The sequence below is a fragment of the Streptomyces sp. V4I8 genome, assembly GCF_041261225.1.
GTDB lineage: Bacteria > Actinomycetota > Actinomycetes > Streptomycetales > Streptomycetaceae > Streptomyces.
Map to the genome: position 1 here is coordinate 1624547 of NZ_JBGCCN010000001.1, position 19443 is coordinate 1643989.

Below are 19443 nucleotides of genomic sequence, written 5' to 3' on the forward strand. Positions count from 1 at the left end.
CCGCTCCTCCGACACTCCCCGCACCGGCGCACTACCAGTCAGTAGCCGGCGACGCCGGTGACCCTACCCCAGGCGGCCCTCCCGGGTGAACGACGGGTGCGGCTCGGACGTCTGCCGGCCGTCAGCCGGCCGTCGGCGGGATGTTCTGGTTGGCGTGGAAGAAGTTGTCCGGATCGTAGGTGTGCTTGGTCGCGGCGAGTCGGTCGTAGTGGCCGCGGTAGGTCGCCCGGACCCGGTCCGAGCTCTCCGCCTCGCCGAGGAAGTTGATGTAGGAGCCGCCCATGGAGTGCGGGTGCAGGTCGGTCCAGTAGTCGACGGACCACTGCCGGATCAGCTCGGCGTTGGCGGGGTCCGGGTCGACGCCGGCGATCACGCCGGACCAGACGGCGTCGCGGTAGGCCCAGGCCGTGTCGTCGGCTCCGACCTGGTGGGCGGCGGCGTCCACGGGATACAGATGCATCAGGGAGAGCGCGGTGGGGATGTTCTCGCCGTACTTGTGGTGCACGTCGATCGCGGCGTCGGAGATGGTGTCGAAGAAGTCACCGCGCCAGTACCACTGGTAGCCCTTCGGGATCAGGGTGTCGAACATGCCCTGGAGGGCGGGGTAGGGCATGGGCGTGGTGAAGTGGAAGGCGGACGGCGCCGGTTCGTTCACCGCGGTCAGCGTCTGCTCCAGGCGGTCGCCCGCCAGGTCGCCGGTGTAGCACCAGACGACGCCGCACATCTTCTGACCGTGGATCGGCTCGGGGAACGGCGGCCCGGGCGGAATGACGAAGTTGGTGTAGAAGCCGTACAGGTCCTGCGGCGCGGCGGGCAGGAACTCCCGGTACCAGCGGAGCACTTCCGGTGAGCGGTCGACCGGCCACACCGTCACCGCGACCCCGACCGTGTCCACGGGGTGCAGCCCGAACGTGAACGACGTGACGACGCCGAAGTTCCCGCCGCCGCCGCGCAGCGCCCAGAACAGGTCCGGGTGCTCCTCCTCGGAGGCGGTGACGAACGATCCGTCGGCGAGGACGACGTCGGCGGACCGGAGGCTGTCGATGGTCAGGCCGTACTTTCGGGTGAGGTAGCCGTGTCCGCCGCCGAGGGTGAGGCCGCCCACGCCCGTCATCGAGATGATGCCGGCCGGCACGCCCAGGCCGAACGTGTGGGCGGCGTGGTCCAGGTCGCCGAGTTGTGCGCCGCCGGCGACCTGTGCGGTCCGCGCGCGGGGGTCCACGTGCACCCCGCGCATCGTCGACAGGTCGAGGACGAGCCCGTCGTCGACCAGGCACAGCCCGGGTCCGCTGTGGCCGCCGCCGCGCACGGCGAGTTCGACTCCGGTCTCCCTCGCGAAGGCGAGCACGGCCCGCACGTCCGCCACGTCCACGCACTGCGCGAAGGCCGCGGGGCGCCGGTCGATCATGGCGTTGTAGATGCTGCGGGCCTCGTCATAGCCCGGGTCCCGCGCGGTGATGACTGGTCCTCGCAGTGTCTCGCGCAGGCCTTCGAGTGCCGTTCCGTTGATGCCGCCCATGGCCGGACCCCTCTGTGTGAAGACGGTGAACCGCGGACGGATGACGGCGCGTGACGTCCGGGCGGGCAGCGGGGGCGTGGTGCGCGGATCCGTTCGCACCTCGTATCGATGTATCGAAACGAGGTATCGATGTCGGCAAGGCGGACCGGCCCCGCCACAGCCCAGTCTTCACCCCGTCGGCGGCGGTCGCACGTCGACCAAGGGCGTCACCCGGCCGGCCCGCCGGGTGCGCCGCTCCGGCGTCAGACCAACTCGGCGGCGGACCGCGCCCCCTGCTCGCGCAGCCATGCGACCAGCGCGGGGTGTCCCGCGCGGTCGGCGGCGTCCAGCGCGGTCAACCGGTCGTGGCCGACCCGGTTGAGGTCACCGCCGCGTCGCAGCAGGTAGTCGGCCGTCTGATGCTGCCCGCCGTGGCAGGCGCACCACAGCGCGTTGGTGATGTCCTCGGCGGTGGGCGGGTCGGCCTCGGACGTGAAGCAGGCGGCGACGCGATCGGTTTCGCCGAGGGCGGCCGCCTGCCACAGGGTGGTGCGGGCGCCGCGTTCGACCAGTCTCCGCGCGCACGTCCACTGCCCGAAGGCCACCGCGTCCGCCAGCGGTGTGCCGTCGCCGAGGTCGCCTCCCGGGTCCCCTCCTGGATAACACGGCCCACTGACACGCCTCCCCGACGACGCCTCCCTCAGCTCGACGCGACAGTCAGCCCCGTCCCGCCGCCGCCGAACCCCTGTCTGTTACGCTCCCCGGGCCTCCCGCGGGGGAAGTCCGGTGAGAGTCCGGCGCTGACCCGCAACGGTGTGCGCGGGGACCCTGTGGTCCGTCGCGTGAGCCCGATCGCCCGTGGTGGGTGCGACCCGTTGACTGCTCGCCGTGGACTGCGAGAGGGGACCGCGCGGCCGGCACGGTCGTACGGGCTGCCTCCTTGATCGACGTTCACCGGCGGCCCCAGGCGAAGGACCCGCCCGCCCGTGCACCGAAGCAAGACACGGATACCGAGACCGGCATCCGCCGCCGCACGCGTATCCGTGCCACCGCTCGTCCTCGGGCTGGGGCTGCTCCTGCTCGGCTCCCTCGTGTGCGGTGTGGCGCTGGGTGCCGCCGGGATCGGGTGGGGCGATGTCTTCCGGCTGCTCGGGGCCGGGCTGACCGGCGGGACCATCGACGCGCGGGAGGTCGCCGCGTACACCATCGTCTGGGAGATCCGGCTGCCGCGTGTCGTGCTCGCCGCCGTCGTCGGGGCCGGCCTGGCCGCCGTCGGTGTGGCCGTGCAGGCGATGGTGCGCAACGCGCTCGCCGATCCGTTCGTGCTGGGCATCTCCTCGGGCGCCGCGGTGGGCGCCAACGCCGTGATCCTGCTGGGCGCGTTCGCGGGGCTGGGGGTGTGGGCGCTGTCCCTGTCCGCCTTCGCCTCGGCGCTCGCTGCGATGGCGCTGGTGTACGCGGTGGCGCGGTCGCCGCACGGGCTCACCCCGCTGCGGCTGATCCTGACCGGGACGGCGCTGGCGTACGGCTTCGAGGCCGTCACCACCGTCATGGTGTTCGGCGCGGCCCGGGGCGAGGCGGCCCGCTCGGCGATGATGTGGCTGCTCGGGAGTCTGGGCGGCGCGACCTGGGCCCAGGTGCCGCTCGCCGCGGTGACCGTGGCGGCCGGGTGGGCATGGCTGCGGTGGCGGGCCGAGGCGCTGAACGCCCTCGCCATGGGCGACGAGACGTCCGCCGCGCTGGGCGTGCAACCGGCGCGGCTGCGCAGGGAGTTGTTCCTCGTCACCGCCGCCGTGACCGGGACGGTGGTCGCGGTCAGCGGGGCCATCGGATTTGTCGGGCTGATGGTGCCGCATGTCGTACGGATGCTGGTGGGCGCCGACCACCGGCGGGTGCTGGCCGTGGCGCCGCTCGCCGGGGCCGTGCTGCTGGTGTGGGCGGACCTGCTGTCCCGGCTCCTCCTCGCCCCGGCCGAACTGCCGGTCGGGGTGATCACGGCCGTGGTCGGGGTGCCCGCGTTTCTGCTGCTGATGCGGCGCGGCGGCTATGCGTTCGGAGGTCGGTGACATGCGGCTCGACATCGAGGGCGTCACGGTCGAGGCCGCCGGGGCCCGACTGGTCGAGGACATCCGACTCGCCGTGGACGGCGGGGCGTTCGTCGGGCTCGTCGGCCCGAACGGCAGCGGCAAGTCCACACTGCTGCGGTGCGTGTACCGGGCGTTGCGTCCGGCCGACGGTGTGGTGCGGCTCGACGGGGACGACGTGCACGCGATGGCGCCCCGGGCCGCCGCCCGGGTGCTGGCCGCGCTGCCGCAGGAGTCATCGGCCGAGTTCGACTTCACCGTCGCCGAGGTCGTGGCCATGGGGCGGCTGCCGCACCGGGACCGTACGGCCGCCTCGGACCGGGAGATCTGCGCCGCGGCCATGGACCGCACCGGCGTCGCCCACCTCGCCGACCGAGGGTTCCTGGCCCTGTCCGGCGGCGAGAAGCAGCGCGTGCTCATCGCCCGCGCGCTCGCCCAGCAGCCGAGGGTGCTGGTCCTGGACGAGCCCACCAACCACCTCGACATCGCCCACCAGTTGGACGTGCTGTCCCTGGTGCGGGCCAGCGGCCTGACCGTGCTGGCCGCCCTGCACGACCTCAACCTGGCCGCCGCGCACTGCGATGTCCTGTACGTCATCGCCGGGGGCCGCATCGTCGCCTCGGGCGCTCCGCACGACGTCCTCCGACCCGACCTGCTCGCCGAGGTGTTCGGGGTGCGTGCCCATCCGGTACGGCATCCGGAGACCGGCGCGGTCCAGCTCCTGTTCGACCTCCTCCCCCAAGGAACCACATGCGCAAGCTCGTAGCCACCGCCCTCTGCCTCGCCGCGACCGTCACCGCCACCGGCTGCGGAGCCACGGTGGAGAAGTCGGCGGACTCCACCTCCTCCGCGGTCACGCTCACCAACTGCGGCCGCGAGGTCACCTTCGACAAGGTGCCCGAGCGGGTGGTCACCAACGACGTCGGCATCACCGAGCTGATGTTCGCCCTCGGCCTGGAGGACCGTATGGCCGGGTTCGCGATGCCCGACGACAAGGGCGATCTGAGTAGCGTGCCGTGGAAGGACGGCTACGACAAGGTGAAGTGGCTGTCGAAGGACCAGCTCACCAAGGAGAACGTCCTCGACGCCCGCGCCGACCTCGTCTTCGCCGGCTGGAACTACGGCTTCCGCGAGGACAGCGGCTTCACCCCCGAGGCCCTGAAGAAGCTCGGCATCCCCTCGTACGTCCTCACCGAGTCCTGCCGCAACGGCCGTACCGAGTCCTCGCGCGGCATCATGCCGCCCCTGGACGCCCTGTACGCCGACCTCACCAACCTCGGGAAGCTGTTCGGTGTCGAGCAGCGGGCCGCGACGCTGATCGCCGACTTCAAGAAGCAGGTCGCTCAGGTGCGGGCGCAGGCCCCGGCGGCCGCCGACCGGGCGAAGGTGTTCCTGTACGACAGCGGGCAGGACCAGCCCTTCACGTCCGGCCGCTACGCCGCCCCCGAGCAGATCATCAGCGAGGCCGGTGGCGTCAACGTCATGCACGACGTCCAGGACTCCTGGACCACCGTCGGCTGGGAGAGCGTCGTGCAACGCGACCCGGACGTCATCGTGATCTGCGACTACGGGGACGTCAGCGCCGAGCAGAAGAAGAAGTTCCTCCTCTCCTATCCGCCCCTGCGGAACGTCTCCGCCGTCAAGCACAAGCGGATCTTCGTCCTCGACTACGTCGACCTGGTGGAGAGTCCCCGCAACCCGACGGCCGTCGCCCGGCTCGGCACCTATCTGCGGAAGGTCGCCGAGGAAAGCTGACCGACGGGGCGCGCCCGCTCGAAGTGGCTCGGTCTGCCGTCGCGGTGGACCAGGCGGCCGAGCCGCTCCGCCCTGGCCCGGGGCATGAGCGTCCAGGTGCCGTCCGGCTCACGCAGGGCGGCGGAGTGCCAGGGAGTGGTCCAGGCGTCGGCGGCGTCGAGGAGCCGGATGCCGAACTTGGGGGCGCCGACCGGCTGGGGGTGGATCGACAGACGTACGGCACGCGGGTGACGGTCGGCGATCAGCTCGCCCCAGGCACGGCTTCGCTGGATGACGCCGTACGCCCGTCTGCGGCACTCGCGTTGGAGCGCGGAGCGGGTGCCGGTGAACCCGGCGGTGTCCTCGACCAGGAAGCGGGTGATACCCCGGTACAGGGCGAGGGTCGGGGCGTCGGTGCGGACCTCGGCGCGCAGGGCCTGCAGGGTGGGGGCGTGGCGGTCGTGGACGTGGGCGCGTTTGGTGTCGTGTGGGAGGTCGCCGAGGACGTCGCGCAGGTCGAAGAGGGAGAGGTGGCTGTGGCCCGACTCCCTTATGAGCGCGCGCAGTTCGTCGGCGTAGGCGTCGATGTGGTCGTCGGGGACACGGATCAGGTCGCCGAAGACATGGCCGTCGGAGCAGATGACGACGTGGGCGCCGGGCGGGTGGATCCGTTCGATGTCCGTGCAGAGCGCGTCCAGGAAACGTAGGGAGAGGCGTTCGCCCTGGTCGGGCAGGTGGCCCAGAACCTTCGCGGGGTTGGGCGACTTGCACGGGAAGCCGGGGAGGGTGAACACGACGGGCTCGTTCGCGCGCACGAATCCGGCGATCCTGCGCAGCTGGTGGCCGAACGCCTCCGGGGTGGCCGGCGCCCCGTCTGTCGAGCGGTGGTGGGGCAGGAGCAGCTCCAGGATCGCGGCGCTGATGCGGTGCGTGGCGCGCGTGTCCGGTGCGGTCGTCAGCAGCATGTCGTTCCTCCAGGTGCGTGCGGGCATGGCGGCAGGGCGCCTCGGCGGTCCGGGCGCCGGCCGGCAGGTGGGTGGGTGGGATCAGCCGGAGGCCGGTGTCACAGCCGTCGGTCGTAGCCGACGGGCAGGTGGTTCGTGCCGCGCCCCAGGACGGACGGGATCCACTCGATGTCCTCGTCCCTCATGGCGAGGTGCAGGCCGGGCAGGCGGGCGAGCAACGTGCCGAGGGCGACCTGGAGTTCGGCGCGGGCGAGGGCGGCGCCGGGACAGAAGTGGATGCCGTGGCCGAAGGCGAGGTGGGGGTTGGGTTCGCGGTCCAGGTCGAGCGTGTCGGGGTCCTCGAAGCGGCGTGGGTCCCGGTTGGCGGCGCACAGGGAGACGATCACCGAGTCGCCCGCCGGGACTTCTGTGCCGTGCAGGTCGCTGTCCTGGTCGAAGAAGCGCCATGTGGTCAGTTCGAAGGCGCTGTCGTGGCGCAGGAGTTCCTCGACCGCGCGGGGCATGAGTCCGGGGTCGTCGCGCAGCCGGGCGAGCCGGCCGGGGTGGCGGAAGAGAGCGATGAGGGCCGTCGTGATCTGGTTGGTGACCGGTTCCTGGCCGGCGACCAGCAGCTGGAAGATCATCGAGTCCAGCTCCTCCTGGGACAGTTCGCCCCGGTCACGGGCGACGACGAGGCGGCTGAGCAGGTCGTCGTCCGCGTGCTCCCGCTTGTGCGCGACGACCTCGGCGATATAGCTCTGCAGACCGTGCAGCCGGGCCTCGTGCAACGGCCGCCCCGGGTCCGTCGGCCCGACCGGCTGGACGACCTTGCCCCAGTCGCGGTCGAAGCGCTCCGTCAACTCCCGGGGCAGCCCGATGACTTCGGCCAGAACCTGGAAGGGGAAGTGCGCGGCGAACCCGGCGACGAGGTCGGCGGGCCCGGCCTCCGGGAGGGCATCGACGAGCGCGTCGGCCAACTCCTGGAGCCAGGGCCTCAGTTGCTCGACGCGACGCGGCGTGAAGGCGTCCGTCACGAAGCGGCGCATGCGCGTGTGGACCGGCGGGTCCTGGTGGAGGAGATGGGCCTGGAGCCGGGAGTGCTGCGGCTCGGGCATGATCGAGGCTCGGGCCCGCCAGCGGTCGTTTCCCCGGTCGTGGTTCTTGCCGAGGCGGTCGTCGTTCAGGGCCGCGTGGGCGGCGTCGTATCCGGTGACGAGCCAGGCCTGTACGCCGCTGGGGAAGAGGACGCGGTGGACCGGTCCGGCCTCGCGCATCCGCTCGTAGAGGGGGTAGGGGTTGCTCTTGTACGGGCAGCCCATCAGCGGGACCGGGTCGGGGAGCGGCTGCCGCGGGTCCACGGCCGGGAGGGGTTCCGGGTCCTGGATGGTCATGGGGGGGCTCCTCAGAGGGCGAGTTCGGGCCGGTGGTGGTCCAGCCACAGGGCGAGGTCGACGACGCGTTCGAGACGGAGGCGGTGGCCCCACTCCAGGTGCTCGGGCGGGGTGTCGAGGCAGGGCTTGAGGCGGGTCTCGTCGGCCAGCGCCCGGACCTGGTCGACGGACAGGGCGTCACGGGCCAGGTCCTGCAGGCCGCGGTTGTAGTCGGGGTGGTGGGTGGCCGGGTAGTGGTTCTTGGGGCGGTGCAGTACCGAGTCGGGGGCCAGTCCCGCTCCGGCGGCGCGCAGCAGGCTCTTCTCACGGCCGTCGAAGCTCTTCAGCGCCCAGGGGGTGTCGAAGGCGTACTGGACCAGCCGGTGGTCGCAGTAGGGCACGCGGACTTCCAGGCCCTGCGCCATGCTCAACCGGTCCTTGCGGTGCAGGAGTTGGCGCAGCCAGCGGGTCAGGGACAGGTGCTGCATCTCGCGCTGCCGGTGTTCGGTGGGGTCTCGCCGTCGAGGTGGGGCACCGCGGCCAGCGCACTGCGGTAGATGTCGTCACGGAACTCGCCGACGCACAGGTCGAGTTCGGGGTTGAGCGGCATGGCGGCCTCGTCGCCGGTGACCAGCAGCCAGGGGAAGGTGTCGGCGGCGAGCGCCTTGGGGTGGTGGAACCAGGGGTAGCCGCCGAAGACCTCGTCGGCGGCCTCGCCGGACAGGGCGACGGTGGAGTGTCGCCGTATCTCCCCGAACAGCAGGTACAGCGAGGTGTCCATGTCGCCAACGCCGATCGGCGAGTCCCGCGCCACGACCACGGCCATGCGGTGCTCGGGGTCGAGCAGCGCACGCGGGTCCAGTACGACCGTGCCGTGGTCGGTGCCGATGAACGCGCCCGCCTCGATGGCGTACGGGGTGTCGTGGCCGGTGCGCAGGATGTCACCCGTGAACCGCTCGGCCTGGTCGCTGTAGTCGACGGCGTAGGAGCGGATCCGGGCGTCCGGGCCCTCGCGCAGCCGGAGTTCGGCGACGACGAGGGCGGTCAGGACGGTGGAGTCGATGCCGCCGGACAGCAGGCTGCACAGCGGGACGTCGGCCTCCAATTGGCTGCGGGCGGCCGTACCGACGAGGTTGCCGATCCGCTCCACGGTGGCGTCCTGGTCGTCCGCGTGCGCACCGGCCTCCAGCTGCCAGTAGCGGCGCTCGCGGACGCCGTCCCGGTCCAGGACGAGCAGGCCGCCGGGCTCGACCTCCCGTACGCCGGACCAGACCGTCGGCCCGGTGTTGAACAGCAGGCTGTACGCCTCCCGGGGCCCGTCCGCGTCCACCCGGGGCCGTATCTCGGGGTGTTGGAAGAGTGCCTTGGGCTCGGAGGCGAAGGCCAGGCCTCCGTCGACGGCCGCCCAGAACAGTGGTTTGACGCCGAGCCGGTCGCGCACGAGGAGCAGGCGCTGGGCACGCTCGTCCCAGACGGCGAACGCGAACATGCCGTCCAGGTGGTCGGCGAGGCCGTCGCCCCACTCGGCGTAGGCGCGCAGTACGACCTCGGTGTCGCTGCGGGTGTGGAACCGGTGGCCGCGGCTGCGGAGTTCGGCCCGTAGTGCGTGGTGGTTGTAGACCTCTCCGCTGTAGCTGAGCACGGTCGTGGGGTCGTCCGGCCGGTCGGTCATCGGCTGGGCGCCGCCCGTGAGGTCGATGACGGCCAGGCGGCGGTGGCCGATCGCGGCCCGCTCGCCCAGCCACACGCCCGCGGCGTCGGGGCCGCGCGGGGCGAGTCCGGCGGTCATGGCCTCGATGACCGGGGCGTGGGTGCGGGCGTCGCCGTGGAAGGACGCCCAGCCGGTGATTCCGCACATGGGGACTCCTGGGTCAGGTCGAGACGGTGTCGGTGGTCCGCTCGGGCACGGCGGCGGTCGGTCGGCCGGGCAGCGCGAGCAGGGGTACGGCGAGACAGGCGGCCAGGGCAGCGAGGGTCAGCCCGGCTCGCGCTCCGTCGCCGGCGCCGGTGAGGGCCCGGGCGGCGGTGGCCAGGGCGGGGCCGAGGGTGAAGCCGAGACTGCGGGCGACCTGCACCGTCGAGCCGACGGTGGCGGTCCGGTCCGGTGGGGCGGCGCCCATGACCAGGGCCTGGGTAGGGCCGCCGTTGAGGCCCATGCCGAGGCCGGCCAGTGCGAGCCGCCAGGCCACGTCGGGCGGGGCCCAGCCGTTGCCGAGCGGGATCAGCAGGAGGAGTCCGGTTGCGGTGACCGTGGCTCCGGCGACCGCGATCCGCCGGTATCCGTACCGGTCGGCGAGCCGTCCGCCGAGCGGACCGGCCAGCGCCATGCCGAGCGGGAAGGCGAGCACGGTCAGCCCGGTCGCGGTGGCGCTGACGCCCTCGTCCCACTGGAGGTGCAGGGCGACGACGTAGTGCGTGGCGGCGAACCCGGCCGCCAGGGCCAGCACCGCGCCGTGCGCGCGGAACAGCCCCGTCGCCCGCAGCACGCCGGTCACCGGACGGCCGCCCGGTCCGCGCAGCCACCACCACAACGGCGGTACGGCGACGGCCGCGAGCAGGAACCACACCGCTTCCTCGGATCCCAGCGTCAGGGCGAGCAGTAGCGCGGCCAGGCCCCCGGCCACCGACAGCACGTCAGCCAGTGCCCGTCGGCCGGGGGCGCGCGACGCACCGTCCTCGGGCATCGCCTTCCACGCCACGGCCAACGCCAGCAGACAGAACGGGATCTTGACCAGGAAGATCCAGCGCCAGCCCAGATGGTCCAGCAGGAGCCCGCCCACCGCCGGGCCGGTCACGGCGCCGAGTGGGCCGAGCGTCGCGGGCACGCTCATCGCCCGACCGCGCGCCGCGGGCCGTACGGCGCGGATCGCGAGCACCGGCATCAGCACGAAGAGCACCGCCGCGCACGCGCCCTGCCCGATGCGGGCCGCGATCAGCCAGGCCGCCCAGGGCGAGAGGGCGGCCAGAGCACTGCACAGCGCGAAGCCGGCGGTGGCCGCCAGCAGAGCGGGCCGCGTGCCCGAGCCGTCCAGTCGGCGGCCGACGGGCAACAGCAGGGCGACGACCGGGAGTTGGTACCCCAGCGCCGCCCACTGGGCCGTCGCGGGCGGGACGTTCAGGCCCTTGGAGATATCGGCCAGCGCCACGTTGACGATGTTCATGTCGAGCATCGCCACGAACGACAACGCGCCCGCCACGGCCACGAGAACCCAGCGGTCCCTCACTCTCGTGTCCCCTCCCCGCTCCGGCCGGGCCGCCGGACAGCGGCCTCGTTCCAGAGGTCGGGGGAGAGGGGGGCCGAGTTCCCGGGTTTGGCCGGAAATATGATGAATACGGAGTCGGCCCCCCCGTACGAGCTTGTACGAACCTGGACGACTTGTACGGCCGTTACGACCTGTACGACCTGTGCGGCTCGCTACGCCGTCAGGCCGTGGCGACGCCGTCCAGCTTGCCGGACTTGGCCTCCGCGACCAGCGACGAGAACTGGTCCGCGCTCATCTGGACCCGCTGCCCGAAGTCGTCCGTGAGGACCACCCGGCGCTCGGCCGGGGCGCCGGGGTCGACGAACAGTTGCGGACAGCCGCAGTCGCAGTCGCCGCAGAACGTCGCCACCGGGTGCAGACCGTCCATCCCGTTGATGTCGCTCATAGTTCACTGCCTTTCGCGATCGTGGGCGCTCACCTGTGTGACCGCCCGGGACCAGCCCCCGGACCACTGCTCGGGGCCGACATGGGGATACCCGTTTCCTTCGGCGAGTCCGCCGGTGCACGGTGGTCGAAGGCGATCAGCGGATCACCGGTCAGCGGATGGTCCACCACCGTCGCCCGGACGCCGAACACCTCGGCCAGCAGGGCGGGTTGCAGCACCGCGCGGGGCGGGCCCGAGGCGACCACGTGACCGTCGTGCAGGACGTGCAGCCGGTCGCAGACGGAGGCGGCGGCGTTGAGGTCGTGCAGCGACACCAGGGTCGTACGGCGTTGCGCCCGGAGCAGGGCGAGCAGTTCCACCTGGTGACGGATGTCGAGGTGATTGGTGGGCTCGTCCAGGACCAGGACGTCCGGCTGCTGGGCGAAAGCGCGGGCCAGCAGGACGCGTTGACGTTCGCCACCGGACAGTTCGGTGAACCGGCGGCCGACGTGCTGCTCCATGGCGACGTCCGCGAGGGCGCGGGTGACGACGTCCCGGTCGATGGCGTCCTCCCCGGCGAAGGCCCGTTTGTAGGGCGTACGGCCCATGGCGACGACCTCGCGGACGGTCAGCTCGAAGTCGCCGCCCCGCTCCTGCGGGAGGGCCGCGACATGGCGGGCCGCCTCGACGGGAGTCAGGCGGCGCAGGTCGGTGCCGGACAGCAGGACCCGGCCGGAGACCGGCTTCAGGTGGCGGTAGACGGTGCGCAGGAGCGTGGACTTGCCGCTGCCGTTCGGCCCGACGAGGCCGGTGATCTCGCCCTCGGCGGCGATGAGATGAGCGCCGGAGACGACGGTACGACCGGCGTACGCGACGCGCAGGTCCTCGATCTCGATTCTCAACGCCCGCTCCCCCAGATCCTCGACGTCCGTTCCCCGGAGGCCCTCAACTTCCGCTCCCCAACCGCCGGTCCAGCAGATACAGCAGCGCCGGCGCCCCGATCAGTGAGGTGACGACACCGACCGGCAGTTCCTGCGTGTCCATGGCCGTACGGCACACGATGTCGACCACGACCAGGAGCAGCGCCCCGAACAGGGCGGAGAGCGGCAGCAGACGCCGGTGGTCGCCGCCTACGACCAACCGGCAGACGTGCGGCACCATCAGCGCGACGAAGGCGATCGCGCCGGAGACGGCCACCAGGACCCCGGTCAGCACGCTGGTCACCGTGAACAGTTCCCGCCGCAGCCGGGTGACGTCGATACCGAGCCCGGCGGCGGTCTCGTCGCCCATCAGCAGGGCGTTCAGGCCCCGGGCGCGTGCCTGGAGCCACAGCCACCCGGCCGGCACCGCGACCGCCGGCACGGCCAGCAGGTCCCAGTTCGCGCCGCTGAGGCTGCCCATGAGCCAGAACAGCACGCTGTGGGTCTGCTGCTCGTCCCCTGCCTGGAGCACCAGGTAGCTGGTGAACCCGGAGAGGAACTGCCCGATCGCCACCCCGGCCAGTACCAGCCGCAGCGGCGCGAATCCCCCGCCCCGCCGGGCCACGGCCCACACGAGCGCGAAGGTGGCCAGGGCGCCCGCGAAGGCCGCCCCGGACAACCCGAGTCCCAGCGCACCGCCCGCCCCGAACCCGAGCACGATCGCGGCGACCGCGCCCAGGGAGGCGCCGTTGGAGACGCCGAGGAGGTAGGGGTCGGCCAGCGGGTTGCGCACGAGTGCCTGCACCGCCGTACCGACGAGGCCGAGCCCGGCACCGACGAGGGCGGCCAACAGGGCTCGGGGCACGCGCAGTTGCCACACGATCAGGTCGTTCGTGCCGGGACGGGGCGCCTCGCCGGACAGGCGCCGCCACACCACGCTCCACACCTCGCCGGGTGGGACGGACGTCGATCCCCATGCCACGGCGGCCGTCAGCGCGGCGAGGAGTACGACGCCGAGTACCGGGGCCAGCGGTCCGGCGGGCACCGTTTGTGTCTGCGCGGCGACCTCGCGCCGCGACAGCAGGGAGGTCATGGTCAGCCGACCTTGCCCGGGTACAGGGTCTTCGCGATCTCCTCGACGGTGTCGGCGTTGGTGACGCCGGCGATGGTGGTCCGCTCGGAGCCGATACGCAGGAAGTGGCCTTCCTTGACGGCCTTCAGGCCTTGGGTGGCCGAGTTCGACTCCAGCCACTCCTGCGCCTCGTCGAAGGCCTCGTCGTTCGCGGCCTCGCTGCCCCGGTCGCGCACGCCGAGCTGGATCCAGTCCGGGTTCCTGGCGATGACGTCCTCCCAGCCGACCTGCCGGTAGTCGCCGTCGCAGTCGGCGAAGGCGTTGCGGGCCCCGGCGAGGGTGATCACCGCGTGGGCGACCTGGCGGTTGCAGACGGCCATGGGCTGCTTGGTGCCGGCGTCGTAGTCGAAGAAGAAGTACGTGGGCCGCTCGCTCTCGGGGGCCTTGCCCACCGCCTTCCGTACGGCGTCCACCTTCTCCCGCATGCCGTCGACGAGCTCCTTCGCCTTCGCGCTCGTACCCGTGACGGCGCCGAGGGAGGTGATGTCGTCCTCGACGGCCGACAGGTCGGTGACCGGGCTCTTGCTCGTGGCGGCGCAGGCCGTGGACTTCAGGAAGGTGTGCTTGATGCCGGCCGCCTCGAACTCCTCCTCGGTCGGCGCGTCCCCCATCCCCCCGCCCATGTTCATCGAGGCGAAGGTGTCGAGGTACAGGTCGGCGCCGGAGGCGAGGAGCCTCTCCTTGGGGATCACGGTCTCGCCGAGCACCTTGACCTGCTGCGCCCGCGCGTCGAGTTCGCCCGGCAGGGTGCCCTTGCCGGGCGGGAAGCCGGTGCCGATCACCTTGTCCCCGGCGCCCAGGCGCAGCAGCAGTTCGAGGCTGGAGGCGTTGCTGGTGACGATGTTCTTCGGGGCCGAGGTGAAGGTGGTCTCGGCGCCCGTGCAGTCGGTGACCGTGACCGGGTAGCCGCGCGTGGAGTCGCCCTTGCCGGCGGCGGGGCTCTCCGTCTCGCCGTTCCCGCTGCCGCAGCCCGCTGCCAGCAGGCCGCCGAGCACCGCGGCCGTCGTAGCCCGCCCCACACGAGAACGCATCGAAAACTCCCCTGGATCCACTGGACGCACGGGCGGATCTCCGCCGCCCGATCCAGTAGTCGGGGCGAACCCGGTGTCAGTTCCCGGCAGGGGGAACCGACACCGGGTTCCCGGTCACGCGGCCACGACGGCCGGTTCGGCCAGGGCCACGGCGTCGGGCAGGGTCATGGCCTCGGATACGGCCAGGACGTCGGCCGCGACCTCGGCCCCGGCCCCGGACCCGGACCCGGACCCGGACCCGGCCTCAGCGTCGACCTCCGCCTCGGTCAGCAGCTCGACGAGGGTCGCCCGGGCGCGGGCCACGCGTGAGCGGACCGTCCCGACCGGGCAGTCGCTCATCTCGGCCGCCTCGGCGTAGGGCAGGCCCACCATCTGGGTCAGGACGAACGCCTCGCGCCGCTCGTCGGGCAGCGCGTCCAGCAGGTCGAGCAGCGCGATGCCGTCGTCGAAGCCGGGCAGGCCGGCCGGCTGGGCGCGTTCCGCCACCAGCGTCCAGTCGTCGGTGTCGCACAGCCGTGGTCGGGCAGCGGCGTACCGGTGGCTGTCGATCACCGCGCGCCGCGCGATGGACAGCAGCCACGCGCGCGCCGAGGAGCGGCCCTCGAACCGGTGCAGGCTGCCGAGCGCCCGCAGGAACGTGTCCTGCGCGAGGTCGTCCGCGGCCTGCGGATCGGCGGACAGATGCGCCACGTACCGCACGACGTCGCGGTGCAGTGAGCGGACGAAACGGTCGGTCGCGTCCGGGTCACCGCCACGGGCGGCCAGCGCCCACGCGGTCGTCGACTCGTCGCAGGCGGCCGTTTTGGAGGTGGTGTCCGCCTTCGTGTGCCTCACGCGGATCGCGCGTGAGGAGGGCGGAGCAGGAGTGATCACCTGAGTCCCTCTCGGGTAGTCCGGACGCGGTCCGGCGCGGCGGCCGGTACGACGGCGGGCGCGAAGGCGTCACCGCCGGGCACCGGGGCGCGGGTACGTGAGACGTACGCGCATGCCGTGCCGGAGGAGTCCGGGGATGCGGGGGGATACGGCCGTACGGCAGGTACGGCCGAGGCCCGAGGCACGGTTCGGCGTCGACGACGCGACATCCGTGTCCGTACGGCCTCGGGGAACCAGCTGTCTCAGACGACAGCGATCCCCGCCGGAGGCCCCCGAGAGGTGATCGTGTGGACGAGCGGCAGCAGCCGCGGCGCCCGGTCGGAACGGCCGCGCCGCGGACGCAGACGCGGGCGGTGCGGCGGGGCGGGCAGGGCGAGCGACAGCCGCAGCGGGGCGGCCAGCCATCCGGCGACGGCCCGCAGAATACGGAAGGCGGCACGCTCACCGTGGCCCAGCCACAGGCCACACAGGAGCGCGGCGAGGGTGTGGGCGGCGAACATGCCGAAGGAGGAGGTGCCGGCCATGTCGTGGGCCATGCCCATATGGCCGGTGCCCATGTGGCTCATGTCCATATGGCTCATGCCCATGTGCCCTGCGGACATGGAGCCACCGGCATGCATGGACATCGAGCCCATGTGCTCCATGGACATGGGATCCGTGGAGCCCGCATGTGTGGACGTGGAGCCCATGTCATGACCGGTGGTGGCGGACGACTGCGTGAACTCGAACGCCGCGTGCAGCCCGCCCTGGACGACGACCACGACGGACACGACGAGCGGGAGTCCACGCTCCCGGCCCGCCAGACACCAGCCCGCGCCGCCCGTCAGGACGGCACCGGCCGCCAACGTCCACCAGGGGACGGCCACGCCCGACATCAGGACGTGGCCGAGGGCAGCGAGCAGCACACAGACGGACGCGAACACCGCGGCCCGTATCGTGCGCACACCCCACCCAGCAGTCATGACGGCCCTCATCCTCGCATCCTGGGCCCACTCGTCACGGGTGGGTACGCACAACACCCCCGTCCCGCACTCAAGCCCAGAAGAGTGATACAGGACACATCGAGAGGAGGGAACTGGGCACGCACGCCGTCCGACAAGTAGTGGGTGTGAGGGCTGTCCTCACGGCGGGCCCCAGTGTCGTCCTCACTCGACCCCGCCGGGGCGGACCACCACCGCCTGCACGTCGATCCGCCCGCCGTGCTCGAAGTGGAGTGTGAACGGCACGTAGGTGCCCGCCTGCCGGCCCGGCTCGGCCCGCAGCGTCACGTCCAGGCCGTACGGGGACATGGCGAGACTGCCGCCGGCCGGGACACGGGCCGAGTCCACCGTCCGCGCGGACGCCGCGTTGCCGCCGGTCATGCGGTGACTGCTGAGCGACATGTCACCGCCGACGGCCGGCGAGGTGACCTTCAGCAGCCGGTCGTCCGCGCCCCCGGAGTTGGTGACCCGGAAGAACGCGGCGGTGTCCCGGACGTCGCCGTACGGCAGGAGGACACGTCCGTCGGTGACCACGATCCGCGCCGGGCTGCCCGCGCTGCCGGAGCCCACCCAGGTGGTCAGGCCGCCCAGGGCGACGCCGCATGCGGCGATCGGCGCGAGCGCGGCGAGCAGGCCGTCGGTGATCCGGCGGCGGGTCGGGCGCCAGGCCCCGGGGTCGGCCGCTCGCCCGGCCCTTCGCCCGGCCCTTCGCTCGGCCGCTCGCTCAGCGCTGGGGGCGGTCATCGGGTTCCTCCCCCGGTCGCGGCAGGCTTCCGGCCCCGGACACCGGCCTGCTCACGGTGGCGCCTCGCCGCCGCTGCCGGCCCGCGTGCCGGTGCCGGCTGCCAGGCCCGTAGCCGCAGGCTGTTGGCCACCACGAGCACGGAGCTCGCCGACATGGCCACCGCGGCGACCATCGGGTTGAGCAGGCCGACCATGGCGAGCGGCACGGTCACCAGGTTGTAGCCGAAGGCCCACAGCAGGTTGGCGCGAATCGTGCCCAGGGTGCGCCGGGCGAGCCGCACCGCGTCCCCGAGGGCTTCGATGTCACCGCGCACCAGGGTCACGTCGGCGGCCCCGATCGCGACGTCCGTGCCCGTACCCATGGCGATACCGAGGTCGGCGCCGGCCAGCGCCGCCGCGTCGTTGACGCCGTCACCGACGACCGCGACTCGGCGGCCCTGTTCCCTCAGCTCCCGTACGAGGTTCGCCTTGCCCTCGGGAGTGCGGCGGGCGTACACCTCCTCGATACCGAGCGCCGACGCCACCGCCCGGGCCGGTGCCTCGCGGTCGCCGGTGGCGAGTACGGGGTGCACACCGAGGCGCCGTAGGCGGTCCACGGCACGGTAACTGCCGGGGCGTACGACGTCCCCGATCTCGATCAGCGCCTCCGTCACCCCGTCGACGCGGACGACGACCGGCGTGTGCGCGGCCGCCTCCGCCGCCGGGAGCGCGTCCGCCAGCACGGCGGGCAACTCGCCGTCCGGCGCGAGGACTTCGACCAGCCGGCCCTCGACCAGGCCGCGCACGCCCCGCCCCGCCTCCGCCCGGAAGTCGCGTACGTCGGGAAGTGCCCCCTGTTCGGGCAGGGTCCTGCGGGCGTACGCGACGATGGCGCGCCCGAGTGGATGTTCCGAGCCCCGCTCCACCGCACCGGCCAGCCGCACCACCGCTTCCCTGCCGAGTCCGTCGGGAACCGCCATGACACGGACGACACTCATGTGGCCGGAGGTGAGGGTGCCGGTCTTGTCGAGGACGACGGTGTCGATGTGCTGGAGCCCCTCCAGGGCCTGCGGGCCCCGGACCAGGACGCCGAGCTGGGCACCGCGTCCGGTGGCGGCCATCAGCGCGGTCGGGGTCGACAGGCCCAGCGCACAGGGGCATGCCACGACCAGGACGGCGACGCACGCGGTGATCGCCGCCTGCGGATCGGCCCCGGCTCCGAGCCAGAATCCGAGCACGGTGACGGCCAGTGCCAGCACCACGGGCACGAACACCCCGGCCACGGCGTCGGCGAGGCGCTGCGCCCGCGCCTTCCCGGCCTGAGCCTCGGTCACCAACCGCGTGATCCGCGCGAGTTGGGTGTCGGCGCCCACGGCCGTGGCCCGAACGAGCAGCAGCCCGGAGTTGCCCTCCACCACCGCGCCGTCGGTGGCGACGCGCTCGCCGGGGCGGACGACGAAGACCTGCCCGACCGCCAACTCCTCGATGATGATGAGGTGTTCGGTGCCGTCGTCCTCACGTACCGACACTTCCTTGGCGGCGAGCCGGGCGAGTGAGCGCAGCGCCGCCCCGGTGCCGTGGCGGGCCCGTGCCTCCAGGAACCGGCCGGCCAGCACGAACAGCGGGACACCGACGGCCGCTTCGAGGTAGACGTGCCCGACACCGTCCGAGGCGGAGGGCAGCAGGCTGAACGGCATCCGCATCCCGGGCGTGCCCGCGCCGCCGAGGAACAGGGCGTACGCCGACCAGGCGAAGGACGCCACGACACCGAGGGAGACCAGCGTGTCCATGGTCGCGGTCGAGTGGCGCAGCCCGCGCAGTGCCCGCACATGGAACGGCCAGGCACTCCACACGGCGACCGGCGCGGCCAGGACGAAGCACAGCCACTGCCAGTTGCGGAACTGCCAGGCGGGCACCATCGACAGCACGAGCACCGGCACCGCGAGCAGCGCCGTGACCAGCAGCCGCTCACGGTCCTGCCGGACGCCCTCTTCTTGCCGGACGTCCTTGGACTCTCCTACGCCCTTGGACTCCCGCTTCTTCGGCGGTTCGGGCAACGCGGCCGTGTATCCGGCCTGTTCGACGGTCGCCACGAGTTCCTCGGGGCGGATGTCCGGCGGATGGCTGATCCGGGCGCGCCCGGTGGCCAGATTGACCGTCGCGGTCACGCCCTCCAGCTTGGCGAGCTTCTTCTCCACCCGCCGGACGCAGGCCGCGCAGGTCATCCCGCCGACGGTCAGGTCCGTGGTGGTCATCGGGGGTGCCGGTTCGGTGGCCATCAGCCGCCGCTCCCGTGCCGCATGTCCATGTTCCCCGTGTCCCCCATGTCACTGTCCCCGGTGTCCGTGCCGCCGCCCGTTCCGGGGCGGTGCATGCCGGGCGCTACGGGCCCGGCGGCGGCTCCGACGGCGTACGACACCGTGAAGATCAGGGCGAGCAGCAGCAGAAACCCGCAGAGGGCGGGTGGCACAAAGGGGGGTGGTTTCATCGACGGCCTCCTGACGCACGTACCGCTTCAGGAGTCGGA

The 19443-nt window shown here is 72.6% G+C and carries 17 protein-coding genes, 1 pseudogene and 1 riboswitch; of the genes and pseudogenes, 3 read left to right on the forward strand and 15 right to left on the reverse strand.

Translation table 11 applies throughout. From position 1 onward, the window contains the following. Positions 1-121: 121 nt before the first annotated feature. Both ABIE67_RS07280 and ABIE67_RS07285 read right to left on the reverse strand, forming a co-directional pair. Positions 122-1519 (reverse strand): FAD-binding oxidoreductase, encoded by a 1398-nt coding sequence (locus ABIE67_RS07280; RefSeq protein WP_370255191.1) that lies wholly within the window; start codon positions 1517-1519, stop codon positions 122-124. 242 nt (positions 1520-1761) lie between these two features. Then, on the reverse strand, positions 1762-2103 hold the full coding sequence (locus ABIE67_RS07285; protein WP_370255193.1) for an ankyrin repeat domain-containing protein: 342 nt from the start codon (positions 2101-2103) through the stop codon (positions 1762-1764). Between the two features lie 170 nt (positions 2104-2273). Further along, positions 2274-2356, forward strand: a riboswitch (cobalamin riboswitch). Between the two features lie 185 nt (positions 2357-2541). Between ABIE67_RS07285 and ABIE67_RS07290 the strand changes: the two genes are divergently transcribed. Genes ABIE67_RS07290 through ABIE67_RS07300 form a run of 3 tightly spaced genes read left to right on the forward strand, consistent with a single transcriptional unit; the run spans position 2542 to position 5337 of the window. Then, positions 2542-3564: a FecCD family ABC transporter permease gene (locus ABIE67_RS07290; protein ID WP_370255195.1), complete on the forward strand. Its 1023-nt coding sequence runs from the start codon at positions 2542-2544 to the stop codon at positions 3562-3564. 1 nt (position 3565) lies between these two features. Next, a complete protein-coding gene (locus tag ABIE67_RS07295; protein WP_370255200.1) occupies positions 3566-4348 on the forward strand; it encodes an ABC transporter ATP-binding protein in 783 nt (260 codons plus the stop codon). Beyond that, the gene (locus tag ABIE67_RS07300) at positions 4333-5337 is read left to right on the forward strand and encodes an ABC transporter substrate-binding protein (protein WP_370255204.1); all 1005 of its coding nucleotides are present in this window, start codon (positions 4333-4335) and stop codon (positions 5335-5337) included. Before ABIE67_RS07295 ends, ABIE67_RS07300 begins: the two co-directional genes overlap by 16 nt. Here ABIE67_RS07300 and ABIE67_RS07305 read toward each other — a convergent pair. The 13 genes and pseudogenes from ABIE67_RS07305 to ABIE67_RS07365 form a co-directional block, all read right to left on the reverse strand. Further along, positions 5307-6281, reverse strand: a complete 975-nt coding sequence (locus ABIE67_RS07305) for an L-tyrosine/L-tryptophan isonitrile synthase family protein (RefSeq protein WP_370268307.1) — start codon at positions 6279-6281, stop codon at positions 5307-5309. The two genes, ABIE67_RS07300 and ABIE67_RS07305, sit on opposite strands and share 31 nt — an antisense overlap. 98 nt (positions 6282-6379) lie before the next feature. Continuing rightward, positions 6380-7651, reverse strand: coding sequence for a cytochrome P450 (locus ABIE67_RS07310; RefSeq protein ID WP_370255209.1), 1272 nt, complete (start codon positions 7649-7651; stop codon positions 6380-6382). 11 nt (positions 7652-7662) lie between these two features. After that, positions 7663-9488 (reverse strand): annotated as a pseudogene (asnB, locus tag ABIE67_RS07315) (asparagine synthase (glutamine-hydrolyzing)). 13 nt (positions 9489-9501) lie between these two features. After that, positions 9502-10854: an MFS transporter gene (locus tag ABIE67_RS07320; RefSeq protein WP_370255211.1), complete on the reverse strand. Its 1353-nt coding sequence runs from the start codon at positions 10852-10854 to the stop codon at positions 9502-9504. A gap of 199 nt (positions 10855-11053) precedes the next feature. After that, positions 11054-11278 (reverse strand): hypothetical protein, encoded by a 225-nt coding sequence (locus ABIE67_RS07325; protein ID WP_370255216.1) that lies wholly within the window; start codon positions 11276-11278, stop codon positions 11054-11056. 29 nt (positions 11279-11307) lie between these two features. Further along, positions 11308-12159 carry an ABC transporter ATP-binding protein gene (locus tag ABIE67_RS07330; protein WP_370255220.1) on the reverse strand — a complete coding sequence of 284 codons (852 nt, stop codon included), beginning with the start codon at positions 12157-12159 and terminating at the stop codon, positions 11308-11310. Between the two features lie 43 nt (positions 12160-12202). Beyond that, positions 12203-13270 carry a FecCD family ABC transporter permease gene (locus ABIE67_RS07335; RefSeq protein ID WP_370255225.1) on the reverse strand — a complete coding sequence of 356 codons (1068 nt, stop codon included), beginning with the start codon at positions 13268-13270 and terminating at the stop codon, positions 12203-12205. A gap of 2 nt (positions 13271-13272) precedes the next feature. Continuing rightward, complete coding sequence (locus ABIE67_RS07340; RefSeq protein WP_370255228.1) at positions 13273-14340, reverse strand: ABC transporter substrate-binding protein; 1068 nt, start codon at positions 14338-14340, stop codon at positions 13273-13275. Between the two features lie 114 nt (positions 14341-14454). Continuing rightward, positions 14455-15174, reverse strand: coding sequence for a sigma-70 family RNA polymerase sigma factor (locus ABIE67_RS07345; protein WP_370255232.1), 720 nt, complete (start codon positions 15172-15174; stop codon positions 14455-14457). Between the two features lie 281 nt (positions 15175-15455). After that, entirely contained in the window at positions 15456-16175 is a 720-nt protein-coding gene (locus tag ABIE67_RS07350; protein WP_370255236.1) for a hypothetical protein, read from the reverse strand. A gap of 183 nt (positions 16176-16358) precedes the next feature. Beyond that, positions 16359-16937, reverse strand: coding sequence for a copper chaperone PCu(A)C (locus tag ABIE67_RS07355; protein ID WP_370255240.1), 579 nt, complete (start codon positions 16935-16937; stop codon positions 16359-16361). Beyond that, positions 16934-19195, reverse strand: coding sequence for a heavy metal translocating P-type ATPase (locus ABIE67_RS07360; protein WP_370255243.1), 2262 nt, complete (start codon positions 19193-19195; stop codon positions 16934-16936). The genes ABIE67_RS07355 and ABIE67_RS07360 overlap by 4 nt, the downstream gene beginning before the upstream one ends. Next, positions 19195-19404 carry a hypothetical protein gene (locus tag ABIE67_RS07365; protein ID WP_370255247.1) on the reverse strand — a complete coding sequence of 70 codons (210 nt, stop codon included), beginning with the start codon at positions 19402-19404 and terminating at the stop codon, positions 19195-19197. The genes ABIE67_RS07360 and ABIE67_RS07365 overlap by 1 nt, the downstream gene beginning before the upstream one ends. Between the last annotated feature and the right edge of the window lie 39 nt (positions 19405-19443).

What these genes read in the sequence shown, in the direction of transcription:
- ABIE67_RS07280 (WP_370255191.1), bottom strand. Translation starts at nt 1,519, where the DNA reads ATGGGCGGCATCAACGGAACGGCACTCGAAGGCCTGCGCGAGACACTG.
- ABIE67_RS07295 (WP_370255200.1), top strand. Translation starts at nt 3,566, where the DNA reads ATGCGGCTCGACATCGAGGGCGTCACGGTCGAGGCCGCCGGGGCCCGA.
- ABIE67_RS07300 (WP_370255204.1), top strand. Translation starts at nt 4,333, where the DNA reads ATGCGCAAGCTCGTAGCCACCGCCCTCTGCCTCGCCGCGACCGTCACC.
- ABIE67_RS07305 (WP_370268307.1), bottom strand. Translation starts at nt 6,281, where the DNA reads ATGCTGCTGACGACCGCACCGGACACGCGCGCCACGCACCGCATCAGC.
- ABIE67_RS07310 (WP_370255209.1), bottom strand. Translation starts at nt 7,651, where the DNA reads ATGACCATCCAGGACCCGGAACCCCTCCCGGCCGTGGACCCGCGGCAG.
- ABIE67_RS07325 (WP_370255216.1), bottom strand. Translation starts at nt 11,278, where the DNA reads ATGAGCGACATCAACGGGATGGACGGTCTGCACCCGGTGGCGACGTTC.
- ABIE67_RS07335 (WP_370255225.1), bottom strand. Translation starts at nt 13,270, where the DNA reads ATGACCTCCCTGCTGTCGCGGCGCGAGGTCGCCGCGCAGACACAAACG.
- ABIE67_RS07340 (WP_370255228.1), bottom strand. Translation starts at nt 14,340, where the DNA reads ATGCGTTCTCGTGTGGGGCGGGCTACGACGGCCGCGGTGCTCGGCGGC.
- ABIE67_RS07350 (WP_370255236.1), bottom strand. Translation starts at nt 16,175, where the DNA reads ATGACTGCTGGGTGGGGTGTGCGCACGATACGGGCCGCGGTGTTCGCG.
- ABIE67_RS07355 (WP_370255240.1), bottom strand. Translation starts at nt 16,937, where the DNA reads ATGACCGCCCCCAGCGCTGAGCGAGCGGCCGAGCGAAGGGCCGGGCGA.
- ABIE67_RS07360 (WP_370255243.1), bottom strand. Translation starts at nt 19,195, where the DNA reads ATGGCCACCGAACCGGCACCCCCGATGACCACCACGGACCTGACCGTC.
- ABIE67_RS07365 (WP_370255247.1), bottom strand. Translation starts at nt 19,404, where the DNA reads ATGAAACCACCCCCCTTTGTGCCACCCGCCCTCTGCGGGTTTCTGCTG.